General features: G+C 39.7%; 24 protein-coding genes. 10 read left to right on the forward strand and 14 right to left on the reverse strand.

Translation table 11 applies throughout. From position 1 onward, the window contains the following. Window positions 1-25: 25 nt before the first annotated feature. The gene (miaB, locus tag BM192_RS07015) at window positions 26-1459 is read right to left on the reverse strand and encodes a tRNA (N6-isopentenyl adenosine(37)-C2)-methylthiotransferase MiaB (RefSeq protein WP_037442349.1); all 1434 of its coding nucleotides are present in this window, start codon (window positions 1457-1459) and stop codon (window positions 26-28) included. A 135-nt stretch (window positions 1460-1594) separates the two neighbouring features. Here miaB and BM192_RS07020 point away from each other — a divergent pair, with 135 nt between their 5' ends. Continuing rightward, window positions 1595-3415 (forward strand): AsmA family protein, encoded by a 1821-nt coding sequence (locus BM192_RS07020; protein ID WP_037442351.1) that lies wholly within the window; start codon window positions 1595-1597, stop codon window positions 3413-3415. 80 nt (window positions 3416-3495) lie between these two features. Then, window positions 3496-5280, forward strand: a complete 1785-nt coding sequence (locus BM192_RS07025; RefSeq protein WP_037442353.1) for a hypothetical protein — start codon at window positions 3496-3498, stop codon at window positions 5278-5280. 35 nt (window positions 5281-5315) lie between these two features. On the opposite strand, the gene BM192_RS07030 is transcribed toward BM192_RS07025, so the two are convergent. Beyond that, window positions 5316-5600: an efflux RND transporter permease subunit gene (locus tag BM192_RS07030; RefSeq protein WP_201771393.1), complete on the reverse strand. Its 285-nt coding sequence runs from the start codon at window positions 5598-5600 to the stop codon at window positions 5316-5318. Between the two features lie 62 nt (window positions 5601-5662). Between BM192_RS07030 and BM192_RS07035 the strand changes: the two genes are divergently transcribed. Together BM192_RS07035 and BM192_RS07040 are read left to right on the forward strand one after the other, a co-directional pair. Further along, window positions 5663-6364 (forward strand): DUF3800 domain-containing protein, encoded by a 702-nt coding sequence (locus BM192_RS07035; protein WP_037442357.1) that lies wholly within the window; start codon window positions 5663-5665, stop codon window positions 6362-6364. Then, window positions 6364-6858, forward strand: coding sequence for a hypothetical protein (locus tag BM192_RS07040; protein ID WP_037442359.1), 495 nt, complete (start codon window positions 6364-6366; stop codon window positions 6856-6858). Before BM192_RS07035 ends, BM192_RS07040 begins: the two co-directional genes overlap by 1 nt. Before the next feature lie 525 nt (window positions 6859-7383). Here BM192_RS07040 and BM192_RS07045 read toward each other — a convergent pair. From BM192_RS07045 to BM192_RS07055, 3 genes are all read right to left on the reverse strand, one after another. Then, complete coding sequence (locus tag BM192_RS07045) at window positions 7384-8340, reverse strand: gliding motility protein GldB-related protein (RefSeq protein ID WP_074963937.1); 957 nt, start codon at window positions 8338-8340, stop codon at window positions 7384-7386. A gap of 465 nt (window positions 8341-8805) precedes the next feature. After that, window positions 8806-9648: an endo alpha-1,4 polygalactosaminidase gene (locus BM192_RS07050; RefSeq protein WP_051760035.1), complete on the reverse strand. Its 843-nt coding sequence runs from the start codon at window positions 9646-9648 to the stop codon at window positions 8806-8808. Window positions 9649-9726: 78 nt separating this feature from the next. After that, window positions 9727-10188: a RidA family protein gene (locus BM192_RS07055; protein ID WP_212611580.1), complete on the reverse strand. Its 462-nt coding sequence runs from the start codon at window positions 10186-10188 to the stop codon at window positions 9727-9729. An 89-nt stretch (window positions 10189-10277) separates the two neighbouring features. Here BM192_RS07055 and BM192_RS07060 point away from each other — a divergent pair, with 89 nt between their 5' ends. After that, complete coding sequence (locus BM192_RS07060; protein ID WP_037442361.1) at window positions 10278-11159, forward strand: helix-turn-helix domain-containing protein; 882 nt, start codon at window positions 10278-10280, stop codon at window positions 11157-11159. A gap of 80 nt (window positions 11160-11239) precedes the next feature. On the opposite strand, the gene BM192_RS07065 is transcribed toward BM192_RS07060, so the two are convergent. The 4 genes from BM192_RS07065 to BM192_RS07080 form a co-directional block, all read right to left on the reverse strand. Then, window positions 11240-12565: an alpha-L-fucosidase gene (locus tag BM192_RS07065; protein ID WP_037442363.1), complete on the reverse strand. Its 1326-nt coding sequence runs from the start codon at window positions 12563-12565 to the stop codon at window positions 11240-11242. A gap of 371 nt (window positions 12566-12936) precedes the next feature. Continuing rightward, window positions 12937-15051 carry a S9 family peptidase gene (locus BM192_RS07070; protein WP_037442365.1) on the reverse strand — a complete coding sequence of 705 codons (2115 nt, stop codon included), beginning with the start codon at window positions 15049-15051 and terminating at the stop codon, window positions 12937-12939. Between the two features lie 68 nt (window positions 15052-15119). Beyond that, window positions 15120-15866: a DUF4377 domain-containing protein gene (locus tag BM192_RS07075; protein WP_051760036.1), complete on the reverse strand. Its 747-nt coding sequence runs from the start codon at window positions 15864-15866 to the stop codon at window positions 15120-15122. A 691-nt stretch (window positions 15867-16557) separates the two neighbouring features. Next, window positions 16558-17472, reverse strand: coding sequence for a LysR family transcriptional regulator (locus tag BM192_RS07080; RefSeq protein ID WP_201771392.1), 915 nt, complete (start codon window positions 17470-17472; stop codon window positions 16558-16560). A 233-nt stretch (window positions 17473-17705) separates the two neighbouring features. On the opposite strand from BM192_RS07080, the gene BM192_RS07085 reads away from it, so the two are divergent. Further along, window positions 17706-18032 carry a DMT family transporter gene (locus BM192_RS07085; RefSeq protein WP_037442367.1) on the forward strand — a complete coding sequence of 109 codons (327 nt, stop codon included), beginning with the start codon at window positions 17706-17708 and terminating at the stop codon, window positions 18030-18032. Window positions 18033-18057: 25 nt separating this feature from the next. Then, window positions 18058-18606, forward strand: coding sequence for a GNAT family N-acetyltransferase (locus tag BM192_RS07090; protein ID WP_037442369.1), 549 nt, complete (start codon window positions 18058-18060; stop codon window positions 18604-18606). Window positions 18607-18687: 81 nt separating this feature from the next. Here BM192_RS07090 and BM192_RS07095 read toward each other — a convergent pair whose 3' ends face one another. After that, a complete protein-coding gene (locus BM192_RS07095) occupies window positions 18688-19728 on the reverse strand; it encodes a succinylglutamate desuccinylase/aspartoacylase family protein (RefSeq protein ID WP_037442371.1) in 1041 nt (346 codons plus the stop codon). Window positions 19729-19852: 124 nt separating this feature from the next. After that, window positions 19853-20737 carry a LysR family transcriptional regulator gene (locus BM192_RS07100; protein ID WP_037442435.1) on the reverse strand — a complete coding sequence of 295 codons (885 nt, stop codon included), beginning with the start codon at window positions 20735-20737 and terminating at the stop codon, window positions 19853-19855. Between the two features lie 87 nt (window positions 20738-20824). On the opposite strand from BM192_RS07100, the gene BM192_RS07105 reads away from it, so the two are divergent. Together BM192_RS07105 and BM192_RS07110 are read left to right on the forward strand one after the other, a co-directional pair. After that, a complete protein-coding gene (locus tag BM192_RS07105) occupies window positions 20825-21793 on the forward strand; it encodes an alpha/beta fold hydrolase (RefSeq protein ID WP_081857528.1) in 969 nt (322 codons plus the stop codon). Window positions 21794-21884: 91 nt separating this feature from the next. Further along, on the forward strand, window positions 21885-22295 hold the full coding sequence (locus tag BM192_RS07110; RefSeq protein ID WP_037442373.1) for a nuclear transport factor 2 family protein: 411 nt from the start codon (window positions 21885-21887) through the stop codon (window positions 22293-22295). 190 nt (window positions 22296-22485) lie between these two features. On the opposite strand, the gene BM192_RS07115 is transcribed toward BM192_RS07110, so the two are convergent. The 3 genes from BM192_RS07115 to BM192_RS07130 all read right to left on the reverse strand — a co-directional run bounded on the left by BM192_RS07115 (window position 22486) and on the right by BM192_RS07130 (window position 25412). After that, complete coding sequence (locus tag BM192_RS07115; protein ID WP_316931008.1) at window positions 22486-23565, reverse strand: NAD(P)H-dependent flavin oxidoreductase; 1080 nt, start codon at window positions 23563-23565, stop codon at window positions 22486-22488. Between the two features lie 514 nt (window positions 23566-24079). Further along, window positions 24080-24961 carry an NmrA family NAD(P)-binding protein gene (locus BM192_RS07125; protein WP_037442379.1) on the reverse strand — a complete coding sequence of 294 codons (882 nt, stop codon included), beginning with the start codon at window positions 24959-24961 and terminating at the stop codon, window positions 24080-24082. 4 nt (window positions 24962-24965) lie between these two features. Then, complete coding sequence (locus BM192_RS07130; protein WP_051760037.1) at window positions 24966-25412, reverse strand: nuclear transport factor 2 family protein; 447 nt, start codon at window positions 25410-25412, stop codon at window positions 24966-24968. 89 nt (window positions 25413-25501) lie between these two features. On the opposite strand from BM192_RS07130, the gene BM192_RS07135 reads away from it, so the two are divergent. Next, window positions 25502-25924: a winged helix-turn-helix transcriptional regulator gene (locus BM192_RS07135; RefSeq protein WP_051760039.1), complete on the forward strand. Its 423-nt coding sequence runs from the start codon at window positions 25502-25504 to the stop codon at window positions 25922-25924. Window positions 25925-25954: the final 30 nt, after the last annotated feature.

Here is a 25954-nt window from a genome sequence, read left to right on the forward strand (position 1 = left end):
TATGTTTTGTAAAAAAATCAGTTTGTTAATCTGCAATTCTGCCCAGAAGGGTCGCTGATGTACAACGCTCAATCACGACATTTACATATTGACCGGGCTTAACATTTTCGACAGCCGGAAATACGATCATTGCATTCTGGTCATTTCTGCCGCAAAGGTCAAGGTCCGATTTTTTTGAATAGCCTTCTACGAGAATTCTAACTGTTTTGCCAACAGATTCCTGCAAACGTTTCCGGGATGACTCCTGTTGTTTCAGCAGAATTTCTTTCAGCCTGCGTTTTTTGACTTCCTCAGGAACATCATCCTCCAGTTTACGGGCGGCCATTGTTCCTGGTCTTTCCGAATAGCTGAAACAGAATGCAAAATCATAATCCACATAATCCATCATGCTCAAGGTTTCCTGGAATTCCTCTTCTGTCTCCGAGCAGAAACCCGCAATGATGTCCGTAGAGATGGCACATTCAGGAATGATACTTCGGATTGCATCCACGCGGTTAATATACCATTCTCTTGTGTAGGTCCTGTTCATCAGTTCCAATACTCTGGTACTGCCCGACTGAACCGGCAGATGGATATTGTTACAGATATTATCGTGTTTTTTAATTGTATATAGTACCTCGTCGGTAATGTCTTTCGGGTGTGAAGTGGAGAAACGTACACGGAGTTCCGGGCTGATCAATGCAACCTTTTCGAGTAATTGTGCGAAATTAACCATGGTTTCAGCCTGGTCATCTGCCTGATCAGATCCTTTCCATTTATAAGAATCCACGTTTTGCCCCAGCAGTGTAACTTCTTTGTAACCACGTTCATGCAGGTCCTGTGCTTCCGCCAGAATTGAATGCGGATCACGGCTGCGTTCACGTCCCCTGGTAAAAGGAACCACACAGAAAGAACACATGTTATCGCAACCTCTCATAATAGAGATAAAAGCAGTAATCCCATTTCCGTTCAGACGAACCGGGCTGATATCAGCATAGGTCTCCTCGCGTGATAAGAGCACATTAATTGCTTTCTGGCCTTCTCCAACCTGCTCAAGCAGTGCTGGCAGATCACGGTAAGCATCAGGTCCGACTACAACATCGACAAGTTTTTCCTCTTCCAGAAATTTAGATTTTAATCTTTCGGCCATGCAGCCCAGTACACCAACGATCAGTTTCGGGTTTTTACGTTTTTCAATTCCGAACTGTGATAAGCGATTTCTAACACGCTGTTCTGCGTTTTCCCGGATCGAGCAGGTATTAATGAAGATGGCGTCCGCTTCCTGATAATTTCCTGTTGTCTCAAAACCCTGGTCGAGCAGAATAGAAGCTACAATTTCAGAATCGGCAAAATTCATCTGACAACCATAACTTTCAATATATAGCTTTCTGGCATTAAGGGCTTTAGGTGCATCAATAATCAGGGCTTCACCCTGACGCTCTTCATCGTGTGTCTTATCTGTTAGCTGTAAATCGATCATATCGGATTAAATGTTACTAGGCGCAAAAATACTAAATATAATTCGTAAATGACAAATTGGCAGCATTTAAAAAGATCTGATGAATGTCAAACATTGTCCTGTACACATTTGTCTCTGTATACAAATACCCGGTTTATGATCGAAAATCCGCAATTAAGGAAAATATTAAAATGGACAGGCCTGACAGTCTTAACCGTATTAGTGCTGTTAACTGGAGTCTCGGTATATTTCAGTAAAAACTGGAAACCTGAACTGGAAAAAAAGATCACAGAAGCTGTCAATAAGGGGTCGCAGGGGCTATATCAGGTCAGTGTGAAAGATCTTCACCTGAACATTCTTACAGGTAGCATCAGTGCGGACAGCATCTGGTTGCGGCCGGATACGGTAATGCTCAATGCATTACTGGATAAAAAAGTTGCACCTACACACCTGTTTGAGCTCCGGTTGGCGAAACTGCAGCTTCGCAGGCTTTCCCTGCTTCGCATCTGGCGTAAAAAGGAAATAGATCTGAATGATATTATCCTGAATAAGCCTTCTATTAACATGACATATTATGCCGGACAGCACCGGCCTCAGACTGAGACAAAGCCAAAGAGCCTGTATGAACTTCTTTCAGGCACATTACATGCTGTCCGGATTAAGGCAATGCGCATTGCCGATGCAGATTTCGATTATATCAGCGGGGCCACAGGTAAGAAACTTAATTCGGTACATAAGCTGAATCTCACCGTCCGGGATTTTCTGCTTGATGAACATTCTGACGATGATACCACCCGTTTTTATTATACGAAAGATGTCAGGTTCGAAATAGCCGGTTATCAATCGCCATCTAAGGATGGGATGTATACCACTAAGGTTGACAGTATTACCGGATCGTTGCGAAAAAAAGAACTGGAGGTAAAAAACTTCAGGATGATCCCTAAATATCCTGAACTGGAGTTCAGCCGAAAACTTGGAACACAGAAAGACCGATATGATCTACATTTTAAGCACATCCTATTTTCGGGTATAGATTATCTGCGACTAAATAGTGAAGGTGTGCTGCATGCGCAAAGTCTGCTGCTCAATTCTGGTATTGCAAAGATTTTTATGAACCGTGAATTGCCGGGTGACGCTACGCAGGATAAGACGAAGAATTTCCCTCATATGGCATTGCAGCGGTTACCGGTAGCGACAACAATTGATACACTGAAACTCCGCCAGCTCAATGTAGCTTATACCGAGTATAACCCAATGGCAGAACAAAAGGGCACTATACACATTGACCATTTGAAAGGAAATGTCTTAAATGTAACCAACGATTCAGTTTCTCTGGATAAGAGTGCGGTGGCCGTTGCCCTGCTTGAAGCAGATTTGGTTAAGGCAGCGCATCTAAATATCCGGATAGATTTCAAACTTCGTTCCCCTGTCGCTGGATTTCACTATAAAGGTCATATAGGCCCAATGGATATGGTTAAACTCAATCCACTGTCCCGCGCACTGGGTTTAGTAGAAATGGAAAGCGGCAAAATCAGTAAAATCGACTTTGAGGCAGAAGGCAATCGTTATGGTGCCAAAGGTAAAATGCAGATGCGTTATACTGATTTGAAAATACGGCTGCTCAAAGTGGACGAAGATGGAGGGGCACCTAAAAAGAAAGGATTCTTGTCATTCCTTGCCAATAACATCCTGATCAAGGATTCCAATCCTCTGCCAGGTAAAGAACTCCGCGAGGTGAAAATTGATTTCGAAAGGACACCTTCCGCTTCTTTCTTTAATCTCTTATGGAAAAGTGTATTTGTCGGTCTTAGAGAAACCGTCGGACTAGGTATTGTTCCGATGAAAAGTCCGGAACAGGGGAATAAAGACATGCAGAAAAAGCTCAAAGATCGAAAAGAAAAGAGGGCGGAAAAACAAGAGGAAAAGAAAGAAGAAAAAAAGAAAAAAGAACAAGAGCGGCAGCAAAATAAAAATTAATGGGAAGCCTTTCCGACAGCTTCGAAAAATAAATATTGTGTGAAGTGAATTATGTATATTGTAAACAATAGAGCTGCTGCATGAATGAAAAATCACGAAAGACAATCAGTCTGATCAAATGGATAGTTATTACCCTGTTCCTGCTGTTTGCTCTGGCAGATGCGGCTTCGTGGTTACTGGCAGCAAGGATGCGGCCGGCTATAACGCGTGAATTGAAAGATCTCGTCCTCAATTCAACTGACAGCCTGTACAGTGTTAAATTTTCAAGGGTTAATACTAATTTTCTTTTCGGCAATGCCTCAGTAAGTGATGTGGAAATTATCCCGGATACAGTTATCTATAACAAGCTCGTGCGCCTGCAGCGTGCGCCCAATAACACCTATGCGGTTACAGTAAAGAAATTAACAATCAGAAACTTCCATCCTTATCAACTTTGGAAAGGACAGCGTTTACGGGTAGATCAGCTTCTGTTTGAACATCCCAAAGTCGTGATGACCAATAAACAGCTGGAATTTAATGAAGACAGACTGCCCCGGCCCTATAAATCTCCATACGCCTATATATCACAGTTTTTAAAAGAGATCAGCGTTCAGAGCATTGATCTTAAGGATATCAGTTTTAGCTATGTGAACAAGAACGGTGATGTGCCGGTTACAGATTCTTTAAATAAGTTGAATATCAGCTTAAAAGACTGGCTTATAGATGCAGGGTCAGCGACAGATCCCGGGCGTTTCTATTTGTTAAAAGATGTATGGATTAATCTCAGTGATTATAAGTATGCAACACCGGACAGCCTTTATCATATCGAACTAAATGAATTGTCTTTCCGTTCTTCCACCGGCAAGCTGAACGTACGTAAGTTTGGCGTTATACCACGCTACGGAGAAATGGAGTTCGCGAGGGTATCTGGTTTCGCCAAAGACAGGTTTAGTATTCTGCTGAATGATATTGATCTGAAAGGAATAGACCTGCCTTTATATGTCAGGAAACAGGAGCTGCTTGCCAATGAAATGAACATCAGCAATGGTTATGTGTCTGTCTTTAATAACAATGAACTTCCTTCCAGAGGAACGGTAAGAATGGGTAAATTTCCGCATCAGCTACTGCAAAGTGTTAAAGGACTGGTTACCATCCATAAGCTGACATTGGCAAATCTGGATCTCAGTTATGCCGAGTACGATAGAGAAAGTAAGATGAAGGGGAAGATCACTTTCGAGAATACTTCCGGTACGCTGTTAAATGTAACCAATGAAGCTAAAGCCAAAGCTAAAAATCCGGTTATGCAGGCCAATCTTCGAAGCGATATGATGGGGCAGGGCAGGCTGATTGTAGATTTTCGGTTCGATTTGCTATCTGAAAAGGGTGCTTTCTCCTACAAAGGAGAGCTGGGGCATCTGGATGGACCACTGCTAAACAGAATTACCAAACCTCTGGGGATGCTTCAAGTTAAAAGCGGGGTGGTCAGAAAACTAAGCTTTGATATTGCTGCCGACGAGAACCAGGCGAAAGGAAAGCTTAATTTCGCATATAATGATCTTTCGGTTACGCTGCTGAAAAAGGTAGAAGGTAAAGACTGGCTGGTTAAGCAGGGGCTTATCTCCATGCTGGCCAATGCCATGGTCATAAATGCAGACAATCCAGATAGCAAGGGTAATTTCATTACTGCAAAAGTCGATTATAAACGTAATCCTACGCACTCATTTTTTAGTTTTATCTGGCAGAGTCTTTTTCAGGGGATCAAATACACAGTTGGCCTCAGCCCGCAGAAGCAGGCTGAGATCAACAAGAAAATCCAGCAATTCGAAAAATTAAAGACCGACCGCGAGCTCAGGCGCCAGGCCCGGGAAAGAAGAAAGCGGGGATAGTACTGGCCAAACCCGATAGGTCTTCTCATCACTTATCATATCTTCTCATCCATTTGCGGCGGTATGAGCTTATACATAACCGGGGTCACAATACGCGATAAAATTGTAGAACTTATCAGTCCGCCAATCAGTACGATGGCAAGTGGTGCGATCTGTGGATTGGGATTCATGGCAATCGGAATCAGGCCACAGATGGCAGTGATAGATGTAAGTACAACGGGCAGGAATCTGGTCTCCCCGGCAATGTTTATGGCCTCGTCTATACTTTTTCCCTCTTCGCGCAACTGGTTGGTGAAATGAAGACCTAAATATCGATAAATGACATAGTGATAAGTTTAAATAAACGAATGATGCTATCTTTGCCGAGATCTGCTTATTAATTATGACCTACGATTTATTTTTAGATGAAAGCTGCCATTTAGAACATGATGGAATTTCGATCATGACTTTAGGGTACGTTAAAGTGCCACACTTAGTGTCTAAGGATCTGCGACTAGGCATTAGGAGCATTAAGGAGAAGCATGGAAAGTTTAAGGAGCTTAAGTGGAGCAAATTTTCTGCAAAAAACTTGGATCTCTATAAAGAGCTGGTGGATTATTTTTTCGAAACACCTCTTGAATTTAGTTGTATTCTAGTGAAGTACAAAGAGCGTCTTGACCATTCAGACTTTAATATGGGGAAACATGACAATTATTACTACAGGATTATTTTTCATCTATTACAGCCAATGCCCACGAATGGTGATTACCGCATATTTATCGATTATAAGGATACAAAGGGTAAAGAAAAGTTAAGTAAGATAAAAGAATATTTAAATGAAAAATGCGCTGGCGTTTCGCCATTCAGGAGATTCCAACATTTAAGATCGCACGAAAATGAGTTTTTTCAGCTCACAGATCTTTTCATAGGTGCAATTGCTTATAAATCTAGAACCAATATTAAAGATAATTTGCCTGCAAATCCCGCAAAGCTTGAATTCGTACAATATTTAGAAGCGAAATCGGGCTTTTGTCTTGACGAAGGAACAACCCCGTGGGAAACCAAATTTAAAATTTCAGATCATCAGGCACCACTTCGGCAATAATGGAATTATTTGAACTTGATGACTTAATTCCTGGATTGTCTATGGATCCAACTTACGATCAATTAGATGAAATTTATGAAATATACGTTCGTGATTTTATAGATAACCCTTTTGTATTTAAGGGTCTTACGGTTAGAATAATCATGAGTGCATCTACAATCGAAGGCTATGGGGGCTACCCTGAAACATTCGTGCATTCAATTACCAGGAAAGGCAAAGGTAGGGAACGGGTATTTGATCGACATCGCGCGAACAAGGTACAATGGATTAGATGCATACTAGAAAACTATCAGGACGAAGAAATCACTTGCTTTGATTATCCTGAATCCGATGGAATCAGTAGAGAGTACTATTGGTATAAAGAAGAAAACTTTCTAGTGATCATGCAACGAGTTACCCCAGATTACATCATAGTCAGTTGCTTTCATATTGACAGCAAACGGAATCGGGAATATTTTGAAAAAAGAGAAGACTGGTATAAAAATCAGAGATAAAAAAAATGCCGCAATTACGGTAATGCGGCCAACCAGGTCCTTTTCCCGAGGGAAATGACGATACAAATATATAATATTATTATTAATTACAATAACTATGCTACAAATATCTCCTATCTTATTATCTTGTATTACAAGATCACCAACTTCTACATCTTCTTCTATAGTTAGAGTACTTCAAATTCCATAGTCAAAATAGGTTACCGATTACTGTTTTCGCTACGTAATAAATGGCATTAGTTTATTACGGTGATTTAATCATTTTCTCATAATTTCAAAAGTTAGGTTAGATATTGGTCATACCTTCGTTTTTTGAGACTGTTATTTAATGTTTATCTAGCAGATTTATTTAACAATGATTATAAGTTGTGATAGTATGTATTATTTAGCTTTAACTTAAGCTTGGTCAAAGCATGAAATATATATAAAAACTCACATACTGTATATCTTAGTTTAAATTCAGTAAAAACATTTTTAAGTTTCAAAGCTTACGCACTTGCACCGTGCAACTTCCAAAAATTTATATTACAATTTTGATCCGTATGCGCTTTTCTCTAAGAACGAGCGGAAGTTGCTTATATTAAAAATTTCCTCAATTGCCTTTCTCTTATCTTTTGACCTCAGGTAATAGGCTTCCGTGATCTTATACCCAATGTAATAACCCAGGTCTGAAGGCCTTGAGTCGGTCGCAGGATAATAGAACCATTTCTGAATATCATTACTGCTAAGTTCATTTTTAAATTGCGTCCATAATTCTTTTTCATGCATTTTCCCGTATTGGTGCAAAAGATGGTTAGCAGTAGTACCGGTTATCAGTTTACATACGAAGTCGGCGCTCCCTTCTGCTATAGCACGACTAAGGATGTTCTTGCTGGTATCGGTATAGTTCTGCTGATAATGGATTAATTCATGTGTCACTAGGGTTGGCATTTTATCCAAAGTCAAGGATTTTAAGACTTTGGAGAATGCTGGGCTTATGTTGGTGAAGTCTGAACTTTCATCCGCACAGTTTACATCAGCGCCGATAAAAAGTCCCTCGGCCATAGAACGCCCACCTGACCCCATTGACCCCATTACGATATAAACGTCAGGAAATACGGACGCAGGATAAAGCTCTTTCAGCCGCTGAAACGATTTCCTCATTGCAGGTATGGCACCTTGTACCTGAAGGGTGTTCCTTCTGATAGATCGATAATACTTATCGTATTTTTCGATCTTGGAAGCGAATGCTTCGGTAGTCCCTATGGCCGCAGTCTTAAATATTCCCAAGCCGTAGGAGCCTTTGTTAAAATAAAGTTCATCATAAATTTCCCGGCTCCTAAGCGGCGCCCGCCCGGCAGAATCAAAAGCTGCCCAGAACTGAGGTATATCGCTGGTAATAAATTGCGCCTTTAGTGGAACGGTGTTTTTGGAATGGTTTTGTTGGCCAAGACATACGACTGATGAAAAAACAGATAATACTAGGAAAATAAAATTCTTCATAGTCATAGGACAATATAGTTTTGGATTAGTTGCGCCAAAAGCAAAAACGCACTTAAAAAATTAATTCACAAATGGACCTGGAACATGTTTTTACCTAAGTTTTACATCTAAAATCTATCTGTTATAGAGCTGAGCAAGTTTGGGTAAGCGATATTACCATTATCCAATTGAAGCAGCAATGGGAGTAGTTGTGATTGTCTAACTCCAGAGCAGGCACACCTGAAACACGGGCCATTGAAAAAAAGATGGAAACCTAAATGGTGCAAACCAAATGAAAAGCAACTTGTATAATTGATACAGGAATAACAAATTTGCGTGTATAGTCTATCTAAAATTAATTCAGTAAACTGTATTGCCATTTCAGGATAAGACATTTTATATTGCAACTGCAAAACTATACAAGGTTTACAGTCGCTATATACATTACAATTTATAAACTAATGAGTTTCTTAATGATGAATGTGTTTATTTACATTTGAAAACCCATTTATCAAGGTTCCTGTGCTTAAGTACAGCCGTATATTTTAAAATTTGAGAAGCTGGACATACCTCATCTGCAAATGTTTTTTCAGATATTTTATCGGTGTATTCTACTACAAATACGGGTTTGTTAAGATCTATATAAGATTTAACATCCTTCTGCCAGCCTTGATCAAAAGCATCTTCAGTTAATACCCAATCGAATTTAGTACTGTACTCCACCGATAATTCTTGCACATTTTTCTGACCGATACCTAAACCATTCTCATGTGCCAGTTTTATAAGATAGTCGCAATATAGTTTCGTGTCATTCAAGGTTATTTTAAAGCCTGTCTCATTTGAGTAACTATCAAGATTGTCAGGTTCTATTGCATCAAATCCTTTTTTTAAAATCATATTGATTCTGGAATTGAGCCAGGGTTTTAACTTATCCAATTTTTTAATGTTCAGCCAGCGCTCATTAGGCCACTCCGGGTATACTTTTCCAATGACATCCGCGGGAAGTAAATTAACATCAGGTCTGTCGTTTTCTATTGTCCCCACAGAAATATAGGCAATAACCTTTTTACCTTGAGCGTGTAATGTGGCTACTTGTGCGGCAGAGGTTGTAAATGCATCGACGTCCACAATTTCAGACGTAAAGGAAGCTCCGGGTTGAAGGTCATCCAGCATCCAATCGAAGGACATACCAGCCTTAGGTTGCCACCATGATGTTTTGTCAGATGGAGTTTTAACACTATCCACGATATTATCATCATCAATACTGCTGTCTTTTTTGCATGCTGAGATTAAAAGAATCATCATTGCTACGACAATTACATGTTTCATAAATTGTTTTCTTTATATTAAAAGCTTACATATCAACTCCTATGGAAAGTAATTGGCTTAGTCTTGTGGCTAAAGAAATTAGTTTGCTACAATAGCTGTAACCTCAATTTCAATAAAAATATCAGCTCTAAACAACCCTTTCACTTCCAAAAGTGTGCTTGTTGGTGGCGTTTCAAGATTAATATATTGGTCTCTTACTTCTCTGTAAACAGCCGTTTGCGAAATATCTGTTATAAATATCCCGAGTTTTATAATGTCGTTTAAACTAGCACCGCAACTTTCTAAAATAGCTTTTACATTTTCGAAAATTTGAACCGTTTGTGTTCGTACGTCATTACCTACCAATTCTCCCTTTTGATTGAGAGGAATTTGTCCGGATAGCACTAACATTTTCTGATTTCCTAATGGAATTTCTACGACCTGTGACAACCCATTGATCTTGAATACTTTTTCTGAATTTTTAAACTGTATCATATTTCGAATTTTAAATAGTTCAAATTTCCATATTAGAAAGCACAACACGATTGCTAAAACTTCCATATTTAATGACTATTTCTTTCAATATATTTTTGACGTTAATTAGAATTATACAGTAAAGGATTATGTAATTTTCCGAAAATCAGAGCAATATGAATATTGAGAAAAAAGTTGAGAATAAGGACTTGTATGCGGGAACACATATCGTACTAACATCTGACAAAATTGGAACGACAGAAATTTGTAGGCAACAACATAAAACTCCATTTCATAAAACGAATATGCTCAAAGAGCATTTTTTATTATTCGCTGTGGAAGGAACAAATGAATTACAAATCGGTAATCAGTTGTTATCTCTAAAAAAGGGAGAAATGTTATTAATGAAAAAAGCAACTTATGTTGAGATTGTAAAAAGAGGCGAAAAAGAAGATGATTATATGTATGAAAGTGTTTCCTTTTCTCTGAAAAAAGATATTATTCTTGATTTTATTAAGTTAGTTGAAATGGATGATTATTCTAAACATAACACACCAAATAATGAAATTTTGATTCATCCTTATGGAATACGGTTGCAAACCTTTCTAGCATCGTTAAAGCCCTATTTTGATGATACTGAAAAAATAAAAACAGGTTTGTATAAATTGAAAATATTGGAATTACTTTATGACTTATCCGAAGAAAATCCTGTTTTCCTGCAACAATTGATGAATCTTAATCGCAATGATACCAGAGATTTAATGAATGTTGTACAAATAAATTACCTTAAGCCTTATACACTTGAAGAATTGGCATACATTTCAGGACGAAGTTTGTCAGGCTTTCGCCGTGAATTTGAGGCATTATTTCAAACCACCCCCGCGAAATGGATTCAGGAAAAACGGTTACAAAAAGCTAAAGAATTAATTTCTTCCACTCAATTAACCGTTGCAGATGTTTGTTATGAGGTAGGTTATGAAAATGTTTCGCATTTTTCCCGTTTATATAAAAGTCATTTCGGCTATAATCCCAGCTTAACGAAAAGTCAGTCAAATTAGTGGAATTACGATTTTTATTTCCATCCTTGATTTTGGTGTAAAATGCCGCTAATGTTAACTCAATACCTTCAATTAAAAATTCAGGCAGCCGGCTGAATTTTAAGTACCCAGGCGTATTTGCCGGGTAGTTCCGCGGGTAGTTTAACGGTAAAGCCACCATTGCTTTTTGTCCAGGTTAACGGTTTATCTATACCAAGCAGATATATTTTTGAGCCTGCTTTTGGATGGATGGAAGAGATCTTAATTTCATCACCGCTATGCTTATCAAAAATAGCGTAGGTTATTTTGCCATCAGTACTTTGCGTAAAGCGGATGTTATCACCTTCTTTATAATTAGTTAGACTTTTAGTTCCATAGATCGCTTGCTTATTAATATCAAGCCATTTACCCATTTCTGCCAGACGTTCAACACTTGGTTCCGGGATCTCTCCCTGTGCGTCCGGGCCAACATTCAGTAGGTAGTTACCACCTTTTGCTGCCACATCGATTAAATTGTCGATCAGCTTTTCGGCCGATTTCCAATTATGATCATTCTTTACAAATCCCCAGTTGTTGTTAATTGTCATGCAGCTTTCCCAATAATCCTTGGAATTTGACTTCAGGATTTCTTGTTCCGGCGTACCAAAATCTCCGGCAGCATTTTCATATTTATTCATTCCCGCCATACTGTTACGAGCTTTGCCGATACGATTATTGATGATCAGGGACGGCTTGAGGGTTCGTAAATAATTATAAAGATCTTTACCTTGTTCTTCGGTCCATTCAGGAGTCCACTCCCCGTCAAACCATAAGATAGCCGGATCATATTTTTTAATTAGTTCTGCTAACTGTGGTTTCAGATATTCTTCTCTGTATTTACTAAAATCGGGCTTCTGCTCAGTTTTTTGTTTAGGGTTGGCATCGGGCTGGTGCCAGTCCATAATAGAATGATAAAGACCGAACTCGATCCCTGCAGCTTTACAGGCATCTGCCAGTTCTTTAATCACATCTCTTTTAAAAGGTGTCGCATCCATGATGTCGTAGTTGGTTATTTTGCTGTCCCACATACTGAAACCATCATGATGCTTAGAAGTAAATACGATGTATTTTGCTCCGGCACCTTTGGCAATGTTTACCCACTCTTTGGCATTGAATTTCTGAGGATTAAATTGTGCGGCATATTTTTCGTATTCTGATGTTGGAATTTTATGTGTATCCATTATCCATTCGGCACCACCATCCTTCCCGTTGTATTCTCCCGCAGGAACAGCATATAGACCCCAGTGGATAAACATACCAAATCTAGCATCCTGCCACCATTGCAGGCGTTGCTTTTTAGCAGACGTAGATTCTTCCAGATAATTTTTTTGGGCAAAAACGGAACAGGACAGGAGGAGCCCGGCAATAAATAAACAGATCTTTTTCATAATTGATATTTGGTTATAACAAAGAAAAGAATAAAGGACGTGATCGATTCAGTAATAATGTCCTTTCATTAAGCAATATGGTGTTAATGAATGCTTTATCTGGGAATATGTTTTGCATTTTGTTAATCCTGTCCATTCCCTTGTTTCGTTCGGGTGTTGTTAGAGTCTTCTCTTACTGTCGGTCGCAAATTACCCACCAGAACCCACAGTAACCCCACAAGAGCCCATACGGTTGTTGGGTCTTGTGGGGTTACTGTGTAAATTAACGTGTTCTATGAAACTGAAACCCGAAGGAGGGTTAAACAAAAACGGCGGCCCCAAATCTGGAACCGCCGTTTTCTAGCTTCTCAACAAGCTAAAGAGTTTATTCTTTATTTCAGCAAATCTGCAGGAACAGGTTTGTCCAGCAAATTGAGGTAGTAGAAACGTGCTCTTTCAGAAAAATCATGCTTTCCTTTTGTGTTCGCCCAGCCGTGTCTGCCACCCGGATAGATCATCAGTTCAAAATGTTTGTTAGCATCCTGTAATTTGTCTATCAGTTGTATCGTGTTCTGCATGTGGACATTGTCATCCATGTCACCATGCATAATGCGTAACAGACCTTTGTACTGGTCTACGTAAGTTAGTACAGATGCATTCTTATAACCCTCAGGGTTTTCCTGCGGCGTGTCCATGAAACGCTCTGCGTAACTGGTGTCATACAATTCCCAGCTGGTAACAGGCGCTCCTGCATAACCATAATCAAAATAATCGGCGCCTTTGGTTAAAGCCATTGTTGTGATATAACCACCGTAACTATGACCGGTAATGAGTAATTTAGTTGGGTTAACCCATGGCTTGGCCTTCAGCCATTGCGCTGCGGTAATGTAATCTTTCATTTCCCATTTACTTAGGTTACGGTGCATAAGCGCAACGCCTTCTTTGCCAAATTGTCCTGAAGCACGGTGATCTACAGCGATCTGGATAATACCTTCATTTGCCCACCACTGTCCGGCTGTGCCTTTCCAGGTATTGGTTACTGTTCCTGCATTAGGGCCTCCATAAATGCTGAAAATTACGGGGTATTGTTTAGACTCATCAAAATTAACCGGGTAAGTAATTACTGCTGGTAACAGGTATCCGTCATCAGTAGGAATAGTAATCATTTCTGTTTTGCCGATGGCGAATTTTCCGAAGTCCGGAGATTTGCTGTCTGCAATTTCACGGATCAGTTTACCGTTGTTATCCAGCAATGCCTGTTTTGGTGGAGTGGAAACATTGGAATATGTCGTGATAAATTGTTTGCCCGATGGAGATAAAGCAACCTGATGCGTATAGTTTCCAAAGGTCAGTCGTTTTAGTCCTTTTCCATCGTAATTAACCCGGTACAGGTCGGTTGTGGTAGAGGCTTCTTTTCTTGCCATGAAGTAGATGATTTTATTTTTCTCATCCGCTTTCAGTAGTTTAGTTACCTGCCATTTGCCGCTCGTAATTGGATTAATCAGCTTGCCTGCCAATGTATATAGGTAATAATGTGCCCAGCCCGTACGGTCACTTTTCAGGATATAATGTTTATTGTCACCCAGATAAGTAATGCGTTCATCGTAATCCAGATCTACCCATGACGGTTGCTTCTCATCATAGATCTCAGTTTTTGCCCCATTATTTGGTTTAACTGCGTAGAATTTAAGGTTATCCTGTCCGCGGTTCATCCATTGAACCATTAGGTTACTACTATCAAAACTCCAGTAAGGTGTGCCAAAATACTGGTCGTCCTTAGCATTGAAGTCTGCCCAGGTTACAGCACCGCCGGAAGCAGGTACAAAACCGATACGTACTTCAGGATTCGGATCTCCAGCTTTAGGATAACGTGTCTTTTCGACATAGCCATGCTGTCCTGTCGACCCGTTAATAGGGAACATAGGAACCTTGGTATCATCGAAACGCATAAAAGCTATTGTTTTACTGTCCGGAGACCACCAGAAGGCTTTATATTGCGTTGGACGGCCTAAGATCTCCTCGAAATATACCCAGGAAGAATAACCGTTATAAATTACATCGGTCGCATCGGTGGTGTAACGGATTTCTTTTCCGCTGGTCACATCGACCGCGTAAAGATCGCCATTCCGTGTAAAGGCTACATATTTTCCATCAGGAGAAAGTGTAGGGTTCTTTTCAGCAGCAGTATCTGTGGTTAATTTTTTAGGCTCTTGTTTGCCGTATTGAATATAGACATCATTGTCTTTGATCATTACGCTTACATCGCTTTTGGGAGGGGGTGTGTAAGGAAGTCTTGTTCCTGTTTTGACGTCAACCGTGTATTGCTGACGGGTTTTAGGATCTGTTTCTATATAATGCTGTTCATCACTCCAGCCGGAGATTGTATTGATGGGATTGGTCAGAGAAGGAATTTTACCTTGTGTCTGCTCAAAGGTTAGTTTTTGCTGCTGCGCCTGTAGGTTTAGGAATAATCCGGAAGCGCAGAGTAGCAATAAAGATTTCTTCATTCGTTCAGTTTTTTATAGTTCACGAAAATAAGAAAGCAATCCGGATTATTTAATTTGTAGGCGTACAATTACCTTTTTTGTGACAGATCTAATGGAGCCATGCCAAACATCAGTACGATTTTACCATCCTGATAAAGATTTAAGGTTTGCTCTGCGATATCGAAAGTAAAGGTCTTACCCGTAATGGCCTGGCTGAACTCGCGCTCCAACTGGTTGGATTTATCATCCAGGCAGGCCATCATCGTACTTGCGAGTTGTTTGAAACTGATTGTATTCGCAGTATGTTCGAAAGAACCGAAAATAGAATTACAGCCTGAATTTCCATTTACTTTGCCTGTGGTAATGTCAAAAACTAAGAAGGCAGGTGAGTTTTCCTGAGTTTTGTTATTCAGCTGGATCAGGTTCCAGCGGTGTTTTGCAATAAACGCCCAGGCATATTCTTGACTGGTCGGATCGTCCGTTTTAACGGCAATTTTCTGCTTCTTAATAACTTTAATCAGTCTGTAGGTATAGGCAGAAGCATCTGCTGGCACATTTTTCCTTTTGGTACGCTGAACCGAAAGGGTGTAACGGTAACCCGGTGTGTATTTAAAACCTTTTATACCGCTATAAAAAAGCTCCCAGTCTTTGCTGCTTTTATACTTAACCAACATGCAGGTTTGTGGAGCAACACCTGTGCAATTAGCTGTTTCTTCTTTAACCTGCAATCTGATGACGTCTGCTTTAGCGCTGATAAAACTTCCACAGAGTAAAAACAGGGCTAAAATTGCTCCTGGCATCACTTTCTTGATTTTTGAATTGTAGATCGTTTCCATTTTGTTCTTTTTTATTTTTTGCGCGAAGATCATGCCGTTTTATACCTGTCTATTTTCAGGTAATTATGCTTTCAATCTCCGCTTTATATTAAAGGGATGTAAGGAAATTCAGATTTCCATAAAAATTTTATAGAGTTAGAGTCCGGGTGTAGCTCTTGTTATGCTTTGTCCGGATTTGACCCGGAGAGTCCTTCGCGGATTGTGTTTACAAGAAAAATCGAGTGTAGTTGGGTTAAGGATGGGTTTTAGATAGGCCAACGCTGTGTAAAAATTGGGGTAACTACGAACAACACCCTAACATGACTCTAAGAAGACCTTGAGAAGGCCGCAGCGCTGGACTGCCCCGGTTTTCTTTTGTCCGGATGTGATCCTGGGCATTTTTAGTATCGTTTGTTGCAAACAAAAAAGAAGGCCTTCGGGTCGACCTCGGGTTAACTTCAGGTTACGCCAGGGTTTATTCGGGTTCCAGTCGAACAACACCCGACCAAGGCTCTAAGAAGGCCCTGATAAGGCTAATATATCCTTTTCAAGGGAAGATATAATGTTGGCGAACCAACATTGAATAACTCGATAAAAAAAACAGTATCAAGAGGCCAGTATATTGACATATGATATGATACAAATATTCCGAACCCTATTTGATTATCAGTTAATGAGGGAATTTTAATAATTTAAGTTACTTAAAGACATATTAGCTTTTCAGAATGAACTGTAGTACATTATTTAGAACCGGATGATGATCATTAACTCTCCAATTAAGGAATAAATCGGTCTGAAATGGCAAGGTGATAAATCTAATACCGGGAATTTCATGGAACATGTAAGAGTTAGGCATTACGGCTATACCTAAACCCTTTTTCACCAAGGCAATAATTGCTGAACCAAACTCCGAATGTAAGTATGCATCAGGCACAATATCATAAGTTCGAAATAACTTTTGAATAAGGTCACTGTAACTGCTTCCCCCGTCCTTTATGGGTAAGATAAACTTTTGGCTGCTAAGCGTTTCTTTCGTAAGATCCTCTGCGTTACGAAAAGGATGATTCTCGGGCACTACAATAGACAAAAAGTCGGTCGAAATCTTTTCTGAACGGATATCATCGGCATTATTGATATCCCTGGTAATCACGAGGTCTATTTTGTAGTTGCGTAGGAACTCCAGCTGATCTTCATACCGTACTTGTACAAGTTCGATCTTAAGTTTAGGATAGGCTGAAGCAATACTGCTGAGCATGTCCGGCATGATGGATGCAGATATTGAATCGGGGTGCGCAATAATTATAGTGCCGCTTTCACCTAATTGTATCTGACGGGCGTGTTCATGAAAAAACTCCAACTCATTAATTTGCACTTCCCACTTTTCTCGTAAGAATTGCCCTGCAGAAGTAAGCTTAACATTCCGTTTGTCACGCTCAAATAGCTGAACACCTAATTCACGTTCCAGTGCCTGGATTTGACGGCTAAGGGCAGATTGGGTGATATGCATCCTTCCAGCTGTTTTCCAGAAGTGGAGTTCCTGCGCGAGGGCTAAAAAATATTTGATCTGTTGAATATTCATTAATGCAATATAAGCATTACTATATGCTATAATAGCATTTTTAGGCATTACCAGATAATGTAGTTTTGTACTTATGGAACAGTTAGCATTCAACATAAGACCTTGCAGCCCGTTAGATTTAGATAAGTTGATGGTACTGATAGAAAAGCATGCCGAATTTGAAAAGGCTCTTACCGCTATAACTTAGACTACAAACCCGTTGTGAGAAACATGAAACCTATTCTTTCTCGATGGTTAAGGCAGGAATGACATATATAAAATCAGTTAAATAGATAAAACAGATGAACTGGATACTTTTAATTTTAGGTGGCTTGGCTGAGGTAGGCTTTGCTTTTTGTTTGGGAAAGGCAAAAGAATCTCAAGGAAATGAAATGATAAGCTGGTATGCAGGCTTCGTGGTCATGCTATTGGTGAGCATGGGACTACTGATCAAAGCTACGCAGTCCCTACCAATTGGAACCGCCTATGCCGTATGGACAGGAATTGGTGCCGTTGGAACCGTTCTAGTAGGCATACTGGTATTTAAAGAACCTGCAACTTTTCTACGAATGCTTTTTATAATGACGCTAATTGGTTCTATTATCGGATTAAAGGCCGTATCGCATTAAGGAAATACAATCAAATAATTGCAAAATGGAAAATATAGAAATCAAGAAAGTTACCCTAAGAGATATTGAAGCCTTAGCGCAAATTGGTAAGCAAACCTTTTCCGAAACCTTCTCTGCAAGCAACACAGAAGAAAATATGGCTAAATATCTCCAAGAGGGTTTCTCCCTACACAAACTGGAAGCTGAGCTGACCGATGCATATTCACAGTTTTACTTTGCGGTTACCGGTGGTGATGTTATTGGTTATTTAAAGCTTAATACTGGAAAGTCGCAGACAGAACTGAAAGATGTTAACTCTGTTGAAATTGAACGAATATATGTTGTACAAGCCTATCACGGCAAAAAAGTTGGACAGCTACTTTACGAAAAAGCAATGCAGATATCTCAGGAAATGAGTGCTGAGTATGTATGGCTAGGAGTATGGGAAGAAAACCCCAGAGCCATTAATTTTTATAAAAAAAATGGTTTTATTGAGTTTGATAAACACATTTTCAAACTTGGTGATGACCAGCAGACCGACATCATGATGAGAAAAAGTTTGCGTTGTAATCAGCCAAGCTTATATCGGAGCTAAAGCTCTCTCAGTTGTCATTATTACTCAAACGAAATCTAAAGGGTCAATTCAACCGCTGCTACCACGGCGGGAGTGGACCACTCAGAAACCTATGCATAAAAGTGTTTCACCCTTATTTACTGGTGGTGTGCCAATCTTATACAAGATAATACCAGATTCAGGTGCATAGACAGGCAATTTCTTTCTACCAAAGACATCGGTGATATAACCCACCTCCGCGCCCTTAACGATCCGATCACCGGCAGCCATTTCGCTCACAAAAATCCCTTGTACAGGTACAGATACATAAGCCTGTTTATTATATCTCGCCCTGACCTGAGAAACATTATTTGCTGATTTTGTCCCATACATGTTCAATTCCGCCATTAAGCGGAATAAGGATTTTTTGGCCAGTGATACTTCCTCTTTTCGCCAATTCCCAAGTCTTCCGATTTCGATACTAAGAGCAGTTACACCTTGCCTGACAGCCTGTTTGAAGGCATACATTGCTGGCTGATCCGGTGACAATATGTATGGATAAGCTACAATCGTTTCAAATCCGCTGATCTCGCTCAGGCGGGAAGCCAATGCGGTCTGATTTCTGAACTGCTTATTATCATAATAGCAGATGAAAGGAATCAAATCTTCACCAACATCTCCGCCATGCATGTCCAATAGTACATCCGTAGAGGCGAAAACCTCTTTGGTTAGGAAATCAGCCATTACCTCAGTGATCGTCCCGTCTGGGTCTCCGGGAAATGCCCTGTTCAGATTGACACCATCCAGAGGGTTTACAAAAGGTGTCCGCGTGTAGAAGGAGGTTTGGTTGACGATTGGTATTATGATTACCTGTCCTTTCAACAATGCGGGATCAATCTCTTTTCGAAACTCCAGCAAGGATAGGATCGGTGGGTATTCCATACCATGTATTCCTGCCATAACTGTGAATGTTGGACCTTTATCTCTTCCCTTGACAATCGTCATCGGGATCTGCACGGCTGTATTATTTTTGGCGCGGATAGTAAAGATAGTATCGGTAATTCCAGGCTTGCTACGTGAAATAAGCGAACGAAACCCCGCTTCCTGAGCGAAAGTGAGAAAGGAAGAACTGATCAGAAATATAGAAAGCAAGTGGGTTTTCATATCGTGACAAGAGTTTTAGTTCCTAAAAGCAACAAAGAAAGAGATAATTTTAGTGTATTTCTACACTGAGTACTTGGATTTTCATTTGTTATTTCAAAATATAAATCCTGTGTTACTGGAAATTTTATTTATCGATATTGATACTTTTTGTTCCGCCACTTATGCTGATAAAAGCTTTTAAAGCAGGGGAAAGTGGCACATCTTTTCTATAGACCAAAATTGTTGTCATAAGGCCCAATTCCTTTGGTAGTTGGAATGTTTTTATTTTTCTATTGCTATAAAACGTACTTATGATTTCTTCTGGCATCACACTAAATCCAATTCCGGATTCAATAAAATTTACAACGCCTTCAATGGAATTCATTACTGTTTTATGATATTGGATAATACCTCTGCTTACAAGCCAAGAGTCAAGTTTAGCTCTAAATACGCAACCTTGATCGAAAACTATTGTTTTAAGCGGATTTTTTGCAAGTAAAATATCAAGGTTTTCACAATCTGCTGGAGCAACAATCACGACCTGTTCGTCCTTTATTTTAATTTGTTCAAGCTCAGGAATGTCAAGAGGAGCAGGGACAAATGCTGCATCTAATTTATAATTCAACACATCACTTATTAAGCTGGCGCTCATCGCGGATCTAAAATCCAGGTCAACAAAAGGAAATTTTGAGGCAAGTTCATTAATAAGTTCAGGGCCTTTCAGGGTCATCATGGTTTCCAAAAATCCAATTTTAATCTGGCCCTTTACGACGTCACTTTTCCCAATCGACCTTTTCGCCTCATCAAAAATATGCTTGAATTGCTTGGTATAGTGAATAAGTTTTTCGCCTTCCGGAGTTAATTCGACCTTGCGGTTGTTTCTGGTAAAAAGCAGTGCGCCAAACTCCTCTTCCAAGTTTTTTATACGGGTAGTTACATTCGATTGAACTGTAAACATTGCTTCAGCAGCCTTTGTAAAACTTCCATAATGCGCAACGGCTTCAAATAAATTAAGGTCATTTGTATTCATAAATCTTAAATTAAGATACATGGTATCTTTATAAATCATTTTTAATGATCAAATATCTAGTTTACTTTTGAATAAAAAAAAGGGAAAATGAAAAAACTAAAAATAGCCTTCACGATCATCATGACTGGCTTATTAGGGAGAACAGAAATTATGGCACAATCAAACACAATTAAAACAAGTCCTGCTTTAGAAGTTGGGGTTGTTCATCACCGTAAGGTAAATGTAAACGGACTTGGCGTATTTTATAGAGAGTCAGGTCCAGCAGGAGCACCCACAATATTATTGTTGCATGGTTACCCAACATCATCACATATGTTCCGCAATCTGATACCGTTGTTAAACAAAAAATATCACGTTATAGCCCCTGATCTTCCGGGATTTGGAAATACTGATTTACCAGATCCTAAAACTTATACCTATACATTTGAAAATCTGGCCAAAACAATGCAGGGCTTTATAGATGAATTAGGTTTAAAAAGGTTTGCAATTTATGTATTTGATTATGGAGCGCCAACCGGATATCGTTTGGCACTTGCGAATCCAGAGAAAATTACGGGGATTATTTCACAGAATGGTAATGCTTATGTAGAAGGACTAAGTACGGGCTGGAACCCTATTCAGAAATATTGGGAAAATGACACCCAGGAAAATAGAGATGCGCTAAGAACCTTTTATAGCAAAGAGGGAACGAAATTCCAGTACTTCACTGGCGTTACCGATACATCGCTCTTAGCCCCCGAAGCTTATATTTTGGATCAGTATTTTCTAGATAGGCCGGCATCTGCAGAGATTCAGCTTGATCTGTTAAAAGACTATAAAACAAATGTTGATCTGTATCCATCGTTTCAAAAGTATTTTAGAACCAACAAACCAAAATTGCTCGCTGTGTGGGGAAATAAAGATCCATTTTTTCTCCCTATCGGGGCTGAGGCCTATAAAAAAGATATTCCTGACGCAATAGTGAAATTTTATGATACTGGCCACTTTGCGTTAGAAACCCATGGACAGGAGATAGGAATTGAAATACTGAAGTTTCTCTCCACCCTTCCAAAATAAGATTTTTGGGTGTAATACTGCCTAAATGTGATCAAAGTAAGCCCAGTATAAGCTGGGCTTTTTCTAAATATCCTATAAATCAAATAAAGTGATGGAAATTAAAAACCCAGTACCACCGTTTAGCTACGATTCCGCGGTGGAGAAAGTTATGCTTGCAGAGCGCGCATGGAATAGCCGCGATCCTGAGGTAGTATGCATGGCTTATACCCTTAATACAGAATGGCGCAATCGGTCGGAGTTTATTTCTGGCCGTGAAGAAGTAAAAGTATTTTTAGCAAACAAATGGAAGAATGAACTTGGCTACAAGCTTAAAAAAGAACTTTGGGCATTTACTGAAAACCGTATAGCAGTTCGCTTTGAATATGAATGGCATGACCAGCAAGGGCAATGGTTCCGTAGCTTTGGGAATGAACTTTGGGAATTTGATAAATGCGGGTTAATGGAAAAACGGTTCGCTAGCATAAATGATCTGGCCATTGATGAAAAAGATCGAATTCTGTAGAATAGATAAACATTATATCAAACGAATGACCAGAGAGAATATGCGCCAGTGCTGTCCACTAGTCAGGTTCTGTTTCTGACTGGTGGATCTGGCAACGGTCCGATTCAGATGTACAGAAAGTTTCTACCTCATCGGTTCTTCCCTGGGGTAACGTCTATTCTTGCCAAAGGCATATTATGTTTTTTTATGTTTAAAATATGGGATTAGTATCGCTTTTTATTTGTTGGATAAGCTTGTTGAACAAGGCTTCGGTACTGCCACTTTTGCTTTGTGATGCAGATTGTCCTGCCCAAAGCGAAATAATATCAGCGATTCCACCCGACTTGCCGAAGTCTCTGAGCGCTGCCGTTAAACTGTTCTGATAGGTATAATACGGTATAACCAATCCTGAGTTTTTCATTTCTTCCATGAAGCTGTTTCCAATGCCCCTTGCCCATTTTCCGGTAAATGCCTGGGTAAGTTCGGTAGAGGTATCAGTAGAGCTGAGCACACGTTCTTTGTAAACTTCGCTGGCCGCACTTTCTTCTGCTGCAAGAAAATAACTACCTAGTTGTGCGCCTGCTGCACCAAGGGTAAATACCGCTTTAATCGTGCGGTGGTCAAAAATCCCTCCGGCAGCAATAACCGGAACTGATACGGTATCGACAACCTGCGGAACAAGAGATATCAAACCAACCTGCGGCAGGGGTTCCTTATCGATAAAGCTACCTCTGTGTCCCCCGGCTTCAATACCCTGGACGACAATAGCATCCATGCCAGCTTTATCCAATAATGCGGCTTCTTTAATGCTTGTTGCCGTTCCAATCGCTTTAACGCCACGTTCTCTAAGCTGTGAAAGTATTTGTGCCTCTGGCAAACCGAACGTGAAGCTTACAATAGGTACCTGTTCATCCAGGAGGATATCTATTTGGTCATGGTGGTTATAAAACCGGTAAGAGGAAATTGGTTTATGCTCAAACGGCAAATTATATTTCTTGTGAAGCGCTTCGAGATAATTCTCCATTATTTTGATATCCTCTTCACTGACCTCAGATGTTAACGAGTGAGCAAAGAGGTTTACAGCGAATGGCTTACTGGTTTTAGCCTTTGTTTCCTTAACCAGGGCCAGGGATTTCTCAGGTGATAACCCACCCAATGGCAGGCAACCCAAGCCGCCTGCATTGGCCACCGCTGCTACCATGGCGGGAGTTGTCACCCCCAACATAGGTGCTTGAATAATTGGATAACTGATATCCAGTAAGTGCTTAAGATCTTCCATAAACTGTATAATATGGGAGTATAGTCTTGAATCGGTTTATAAAAGTCCTTGTGTTGTATTTTTTGACCTAAGGAAAAAAATGAATAATACAATAAAGTAAGGAACGCAAAATAGTATGCCTGGCCAAGGCTGATTCCACGATCCTAATAGTAGAAATACTACAAATATGGCCGGTAGCAGGAAAAAACTCATTGCCTTATATGTATTATTATCGCGGACTTTTTCTTTAAGATTGAGTAGAATGGTAAAGCTTGAAAGAAAAAAAAAGAAATTAATGCCAATAGCGATTCCATAAGGGAGGTTTCTAAAATCTGAATCTGCTTTACCAATTAAACCGGTAGATTGCAGAACGAACACACCCAGTAAGCTAAGAACTGAGGCAATTAGAAAACAAAAAACAATTATCTTAAAGTATTTCATAGTTATGATCAATAATTTTATGTGCTCAACTACGTCTGAGAATAGGTTATTTCTAAGACCATAAAAACGGCCTTCGAAAAAGAATCAACGATTTAAACACATCTAATTAAAGCGAAGGTAGGAACTTCCGTTCTAAAAACTGCTCGAAAGTTGTAGCTGTAGTTGCCTCTATAGTTCGAGGGGTAGCATACGGCCCATTTGAATCACCTAAGGCAGAAAATAAATCCATCAATTCTTGTTGTACGCTTTCAGACGTTCCCCAACTACTCAGTTGAGCTTTTACCTCTTCACCAGATTGTTGTACATACTTAACTGACTTACCCATCATGGCCGATAGGCGAGATGCTGCTTGTGCTAAGGTTATGTTTTCTGGACCCATGAGGTTTAATTTCCAATGGCCTGCCCAAGTTTCATCAAGAAGATAACGCGATGCCGCTTCAGCAATATCATCTGAACTTATAAAAGGAATATCATGATCGCTGTCATAAGGAAAAGTAAAAATTCCTTTCTCGCGGATGTCTTTTGCCTGTAGTATAAAATTTTCCAGGAAATAACCTGGTCTTAACGCCAATACGTTAGCGTTAAGCTTGTCAAAAGCCACTTCCATATCTCCACAATAGCTTACGGTTCCCAAGTTCGGCGAACTGCTGGCCCCAAGGGAAGAGACAAGTACAACTCTCTTGATTTTGTTTTGAATAACGGCAGCAACACCTGCATCAGTCACCTTTTGATACCATTCATGTAAACTAGATACGTTAAGTACTGGCGGAACTACCCAGAACAAAGCTTCTGCCCCTTCAGTTGCTGCAATCACTTGTTCCGTATTACTAATATCTGCCACTATTGATACCCCCTCACTAATGTACAGGTCGTTTAATCTTTTGAGGTTTTGACCTAGCAACAATGGTGTCGCTCCATGTGAGGCTATTTGCCTCGCCACACTACTTCCAATATTACCTGTAGCAGCTGCAATTGCTATTTTCTTCATATTGTTAAGATAAGTGGTTGTCAATGATCTGCTGAGCTTTGTCTTTTCCCATTAAAGTCTTAAGAACGGGGAGGACATTCCAATATTCTTTGTAGTAAATGAACTTCCCGCTTTCTAATCTAAAATGGACGACATAATCCTGTTGATATAAGTCCCCTGTTGCTGGAACTGTAGTTTCGCCATGAAATTCCGCCCAATAGGAATCCTGCTCGGCCAATGGATAAACATTTAATTCTGAGAATATAATATCGGGCATATCCGGAAGGATATTATCCAGGTGTCTTCTGTAGTCATCCATGGTCAATCGGTAAGCCGAGCCTATTGATTTCGCATAAGGATATTCTACAGTTGCCGTTGGATCAAAAAGGGATAAAACAGTTTGTGTATCCTTGTTAAAAGCATCCAATAAATTCAGCAAAATTTGCTGACCAGGTGTATTTTCTAAAGCCATATTTCCTAAGATTATGTACAAAAGTAAATCCCAGACTATATATTTGCAAGTAGGCACCATTAAGTCACATAAGCACTTTAAAGTAAGATATGGACGAAATAATCAATGAGATAGGAGAAAAAAATGAAAATTATTTTAAGTTACAGCAATCTTTACTGTTGAAATCCAGTTTAGATGAAAGTTGTATCCTGAATCAGTCATTAACGCTCATAGCAAATAAGTGGACACTACTCATCCTGATGGCATTAATGCAGGGCAGTAAACGCAGTAGTGAATTGCTGAGGCAAATTAAGGGTATATCGCCAAAAATGCTCAATCAAACTTTAAAGATTTTAATAAGTTATGGCATGGTCGTCCGTAAAGTTTTTCCAGAGGTTCCACCAAGAGTAGAATATACATTGACTGAATTTGGCAAAAGTACTGCAGATCCATTGATGGCCCTGTTAAACTGGTCTGTCTCATGGGAGCCGCAACTAACAAAGCTGTATAAAGAGACTATTTATGAACTTTAATATAATAGATTTGCTGAAATATGTAAACTA

The sequence above is a fragment of the Pedobacter antarcticus genome (assembly GCF_900112985.1).
Classification (GTDB): Bacteria; Bacteroidota; Bacteroidia; order Sphingobacteriales; family Sphingobacteriaceae; genus Pedobacter; species Pedobacter antarcticus.

Bases quoted from the DNA above. Each gene is read 5' to 3' on its own strand.
- BM192_RS07130 (WP_051760037.1), bottom strand. From the start codon at position 25,412: ATGGCTTTAGAAAATACACCTGGTCAGCAAATTTTGCTGAATTTATTG.
- BM192_RS07085 (WP_037442367.1), top strand. From the start codon at position 17,706: ATGAACTGGATACTTTTAATTTTAGGTGGCTTGGCTGAGGTAGGCTTT.
- BM192_RS07135 (WP_051760039.1), top strand. From the start codon at position 25,502: ATGGACGAAATAATCAATGAGATAGGAGAAAAAAATGAAAATTATTTT.
- BM192_RS07035 (WP_037442357.1), top strand. From the start codon at position 5,663: ATGACCTACGATTTATTTTTAGATGAAAGCTGCCATTTAGAACATGAT.
- BM192_RS07095 (WP_037442371.1), bottom strand. From the start codon at position 19,728: ATGAAAACCCACTTGCTTTCTATATTTCTGATCAGTTCTTCCTTTCTC.
- BM192_RS07045 (WP_074963937.1), bottom strand. From the start codon at position 8,340: ATGAAGAATTTTATTTTCCTAGTATTATCTGTTTTTTCATCAGTCGTA.
- BM192_RS07050 (WP_051760035.1), bottom strand. From the start codon at position 9,648: ATGAAACATGTAATTGTCGTAGCAATGATGATTCTTTTAATCTCAGCA.
- BM192_RS07105 (WP_081857528.1), top strand. From the start codon at position 20,825: ATGAAAAAACTAAAAATAGCCTTCACGATCATCATGACTGGCTTATTA.
- BM192_RS07055 (WP_212611580.1), bottom strand. From the start codon at position 10,188: ATGGAAGTTTTAGCAATCGTGTTGTGCTTTCTAATATGGAAATTTGAA.
- BM192_RS07065 (WP_037442363.1), bottom strand. From the start codon at position 12,565: ATGAAAAAGATCTGTTTATTTATTGCCGGGCTCCTCCTGTCCTGTTCC.
- BM192_RS07100 (WP_037442435.1), bottom strand. From the start codon at position 20,737: ATGAATACAAATGACCTTAATTTATTTGAAGCCGTTGCGCATTATGGA.
- BM192_RS07090 (WP_037442369.1), top strand. From the start codon at position 18,058: ATGGAAAATATAGAAATCAAGAAAGTTACCCTAAGAGATATTGAAGCC.
- BM192_RS07040 (WP_037442359.1), top strand. From the start codon at position 6,364: ATGGAATTATTTGAACTTGATGACTTAATTCCTGGATTGTCTATGGAT.
- BM192_RS07125 (WP_037442379.1), bottom strand. From the start codon at position 24,961: ATGAAGAAAATAGCAATTGCAGCTGCTACAGGTAATATTGGAAGTAGT.
- BM192_RS07025 (WP_037442353.1), top strand. From the start codon at position 3,496: ATGAATGAAAAATCACGAAAGACAATCAGTCTGATCAAATGGATAGTT.
- BM192_RS07110 (WP_037442373.1), top strand. From the start codon at position 21,885: ATGGAAATTAAAAACCCAGTACCACCGTTTAGCTACGATTCCGCGGTG.
- BM192_RS07075 (WP_051760036.1), bottom strand. From the start codon at position 15,866: ATGGAAACGATCTACAATTCAAAAATCAAGAAAGTGATGCCAGGAGCA.
- BM192_RS07070 (WP_037442365.1), bottom strand. From the start codon at position 15,051: ATGAAGAAATCTTTATTGCTACTCTGCGCTTCCGGATTATTCCTAAAC.
- miaB (WP_037442349.1), bottom strand. From the start codon at position 1,459: ATGATCGATTTACAGCTAACAGATAAGACACACGATGAAGAGCGTCAG.
- BM192_RS07060 (WP_037442361.1), top strand. From the start codon at position 10,278: ATGAATATTGAGAAAAAAGTTGAGAATAAGGACTTGTATGCGGGAACA.
- BM192_RS07020 (WP_037442351.1), top strand. From the start codon at position 1,595: ATGATCGAAAATCCGCAATTAAGGAAAATATTAAAATGGACAGGCCTG.
- BM192_RS07080 (WP_201771392.1), bottom strand. From the start codon at position 17,472: ATGCCTAAAAATGCTATTATAGCATATAGTAATGCTTATATTGCATTA.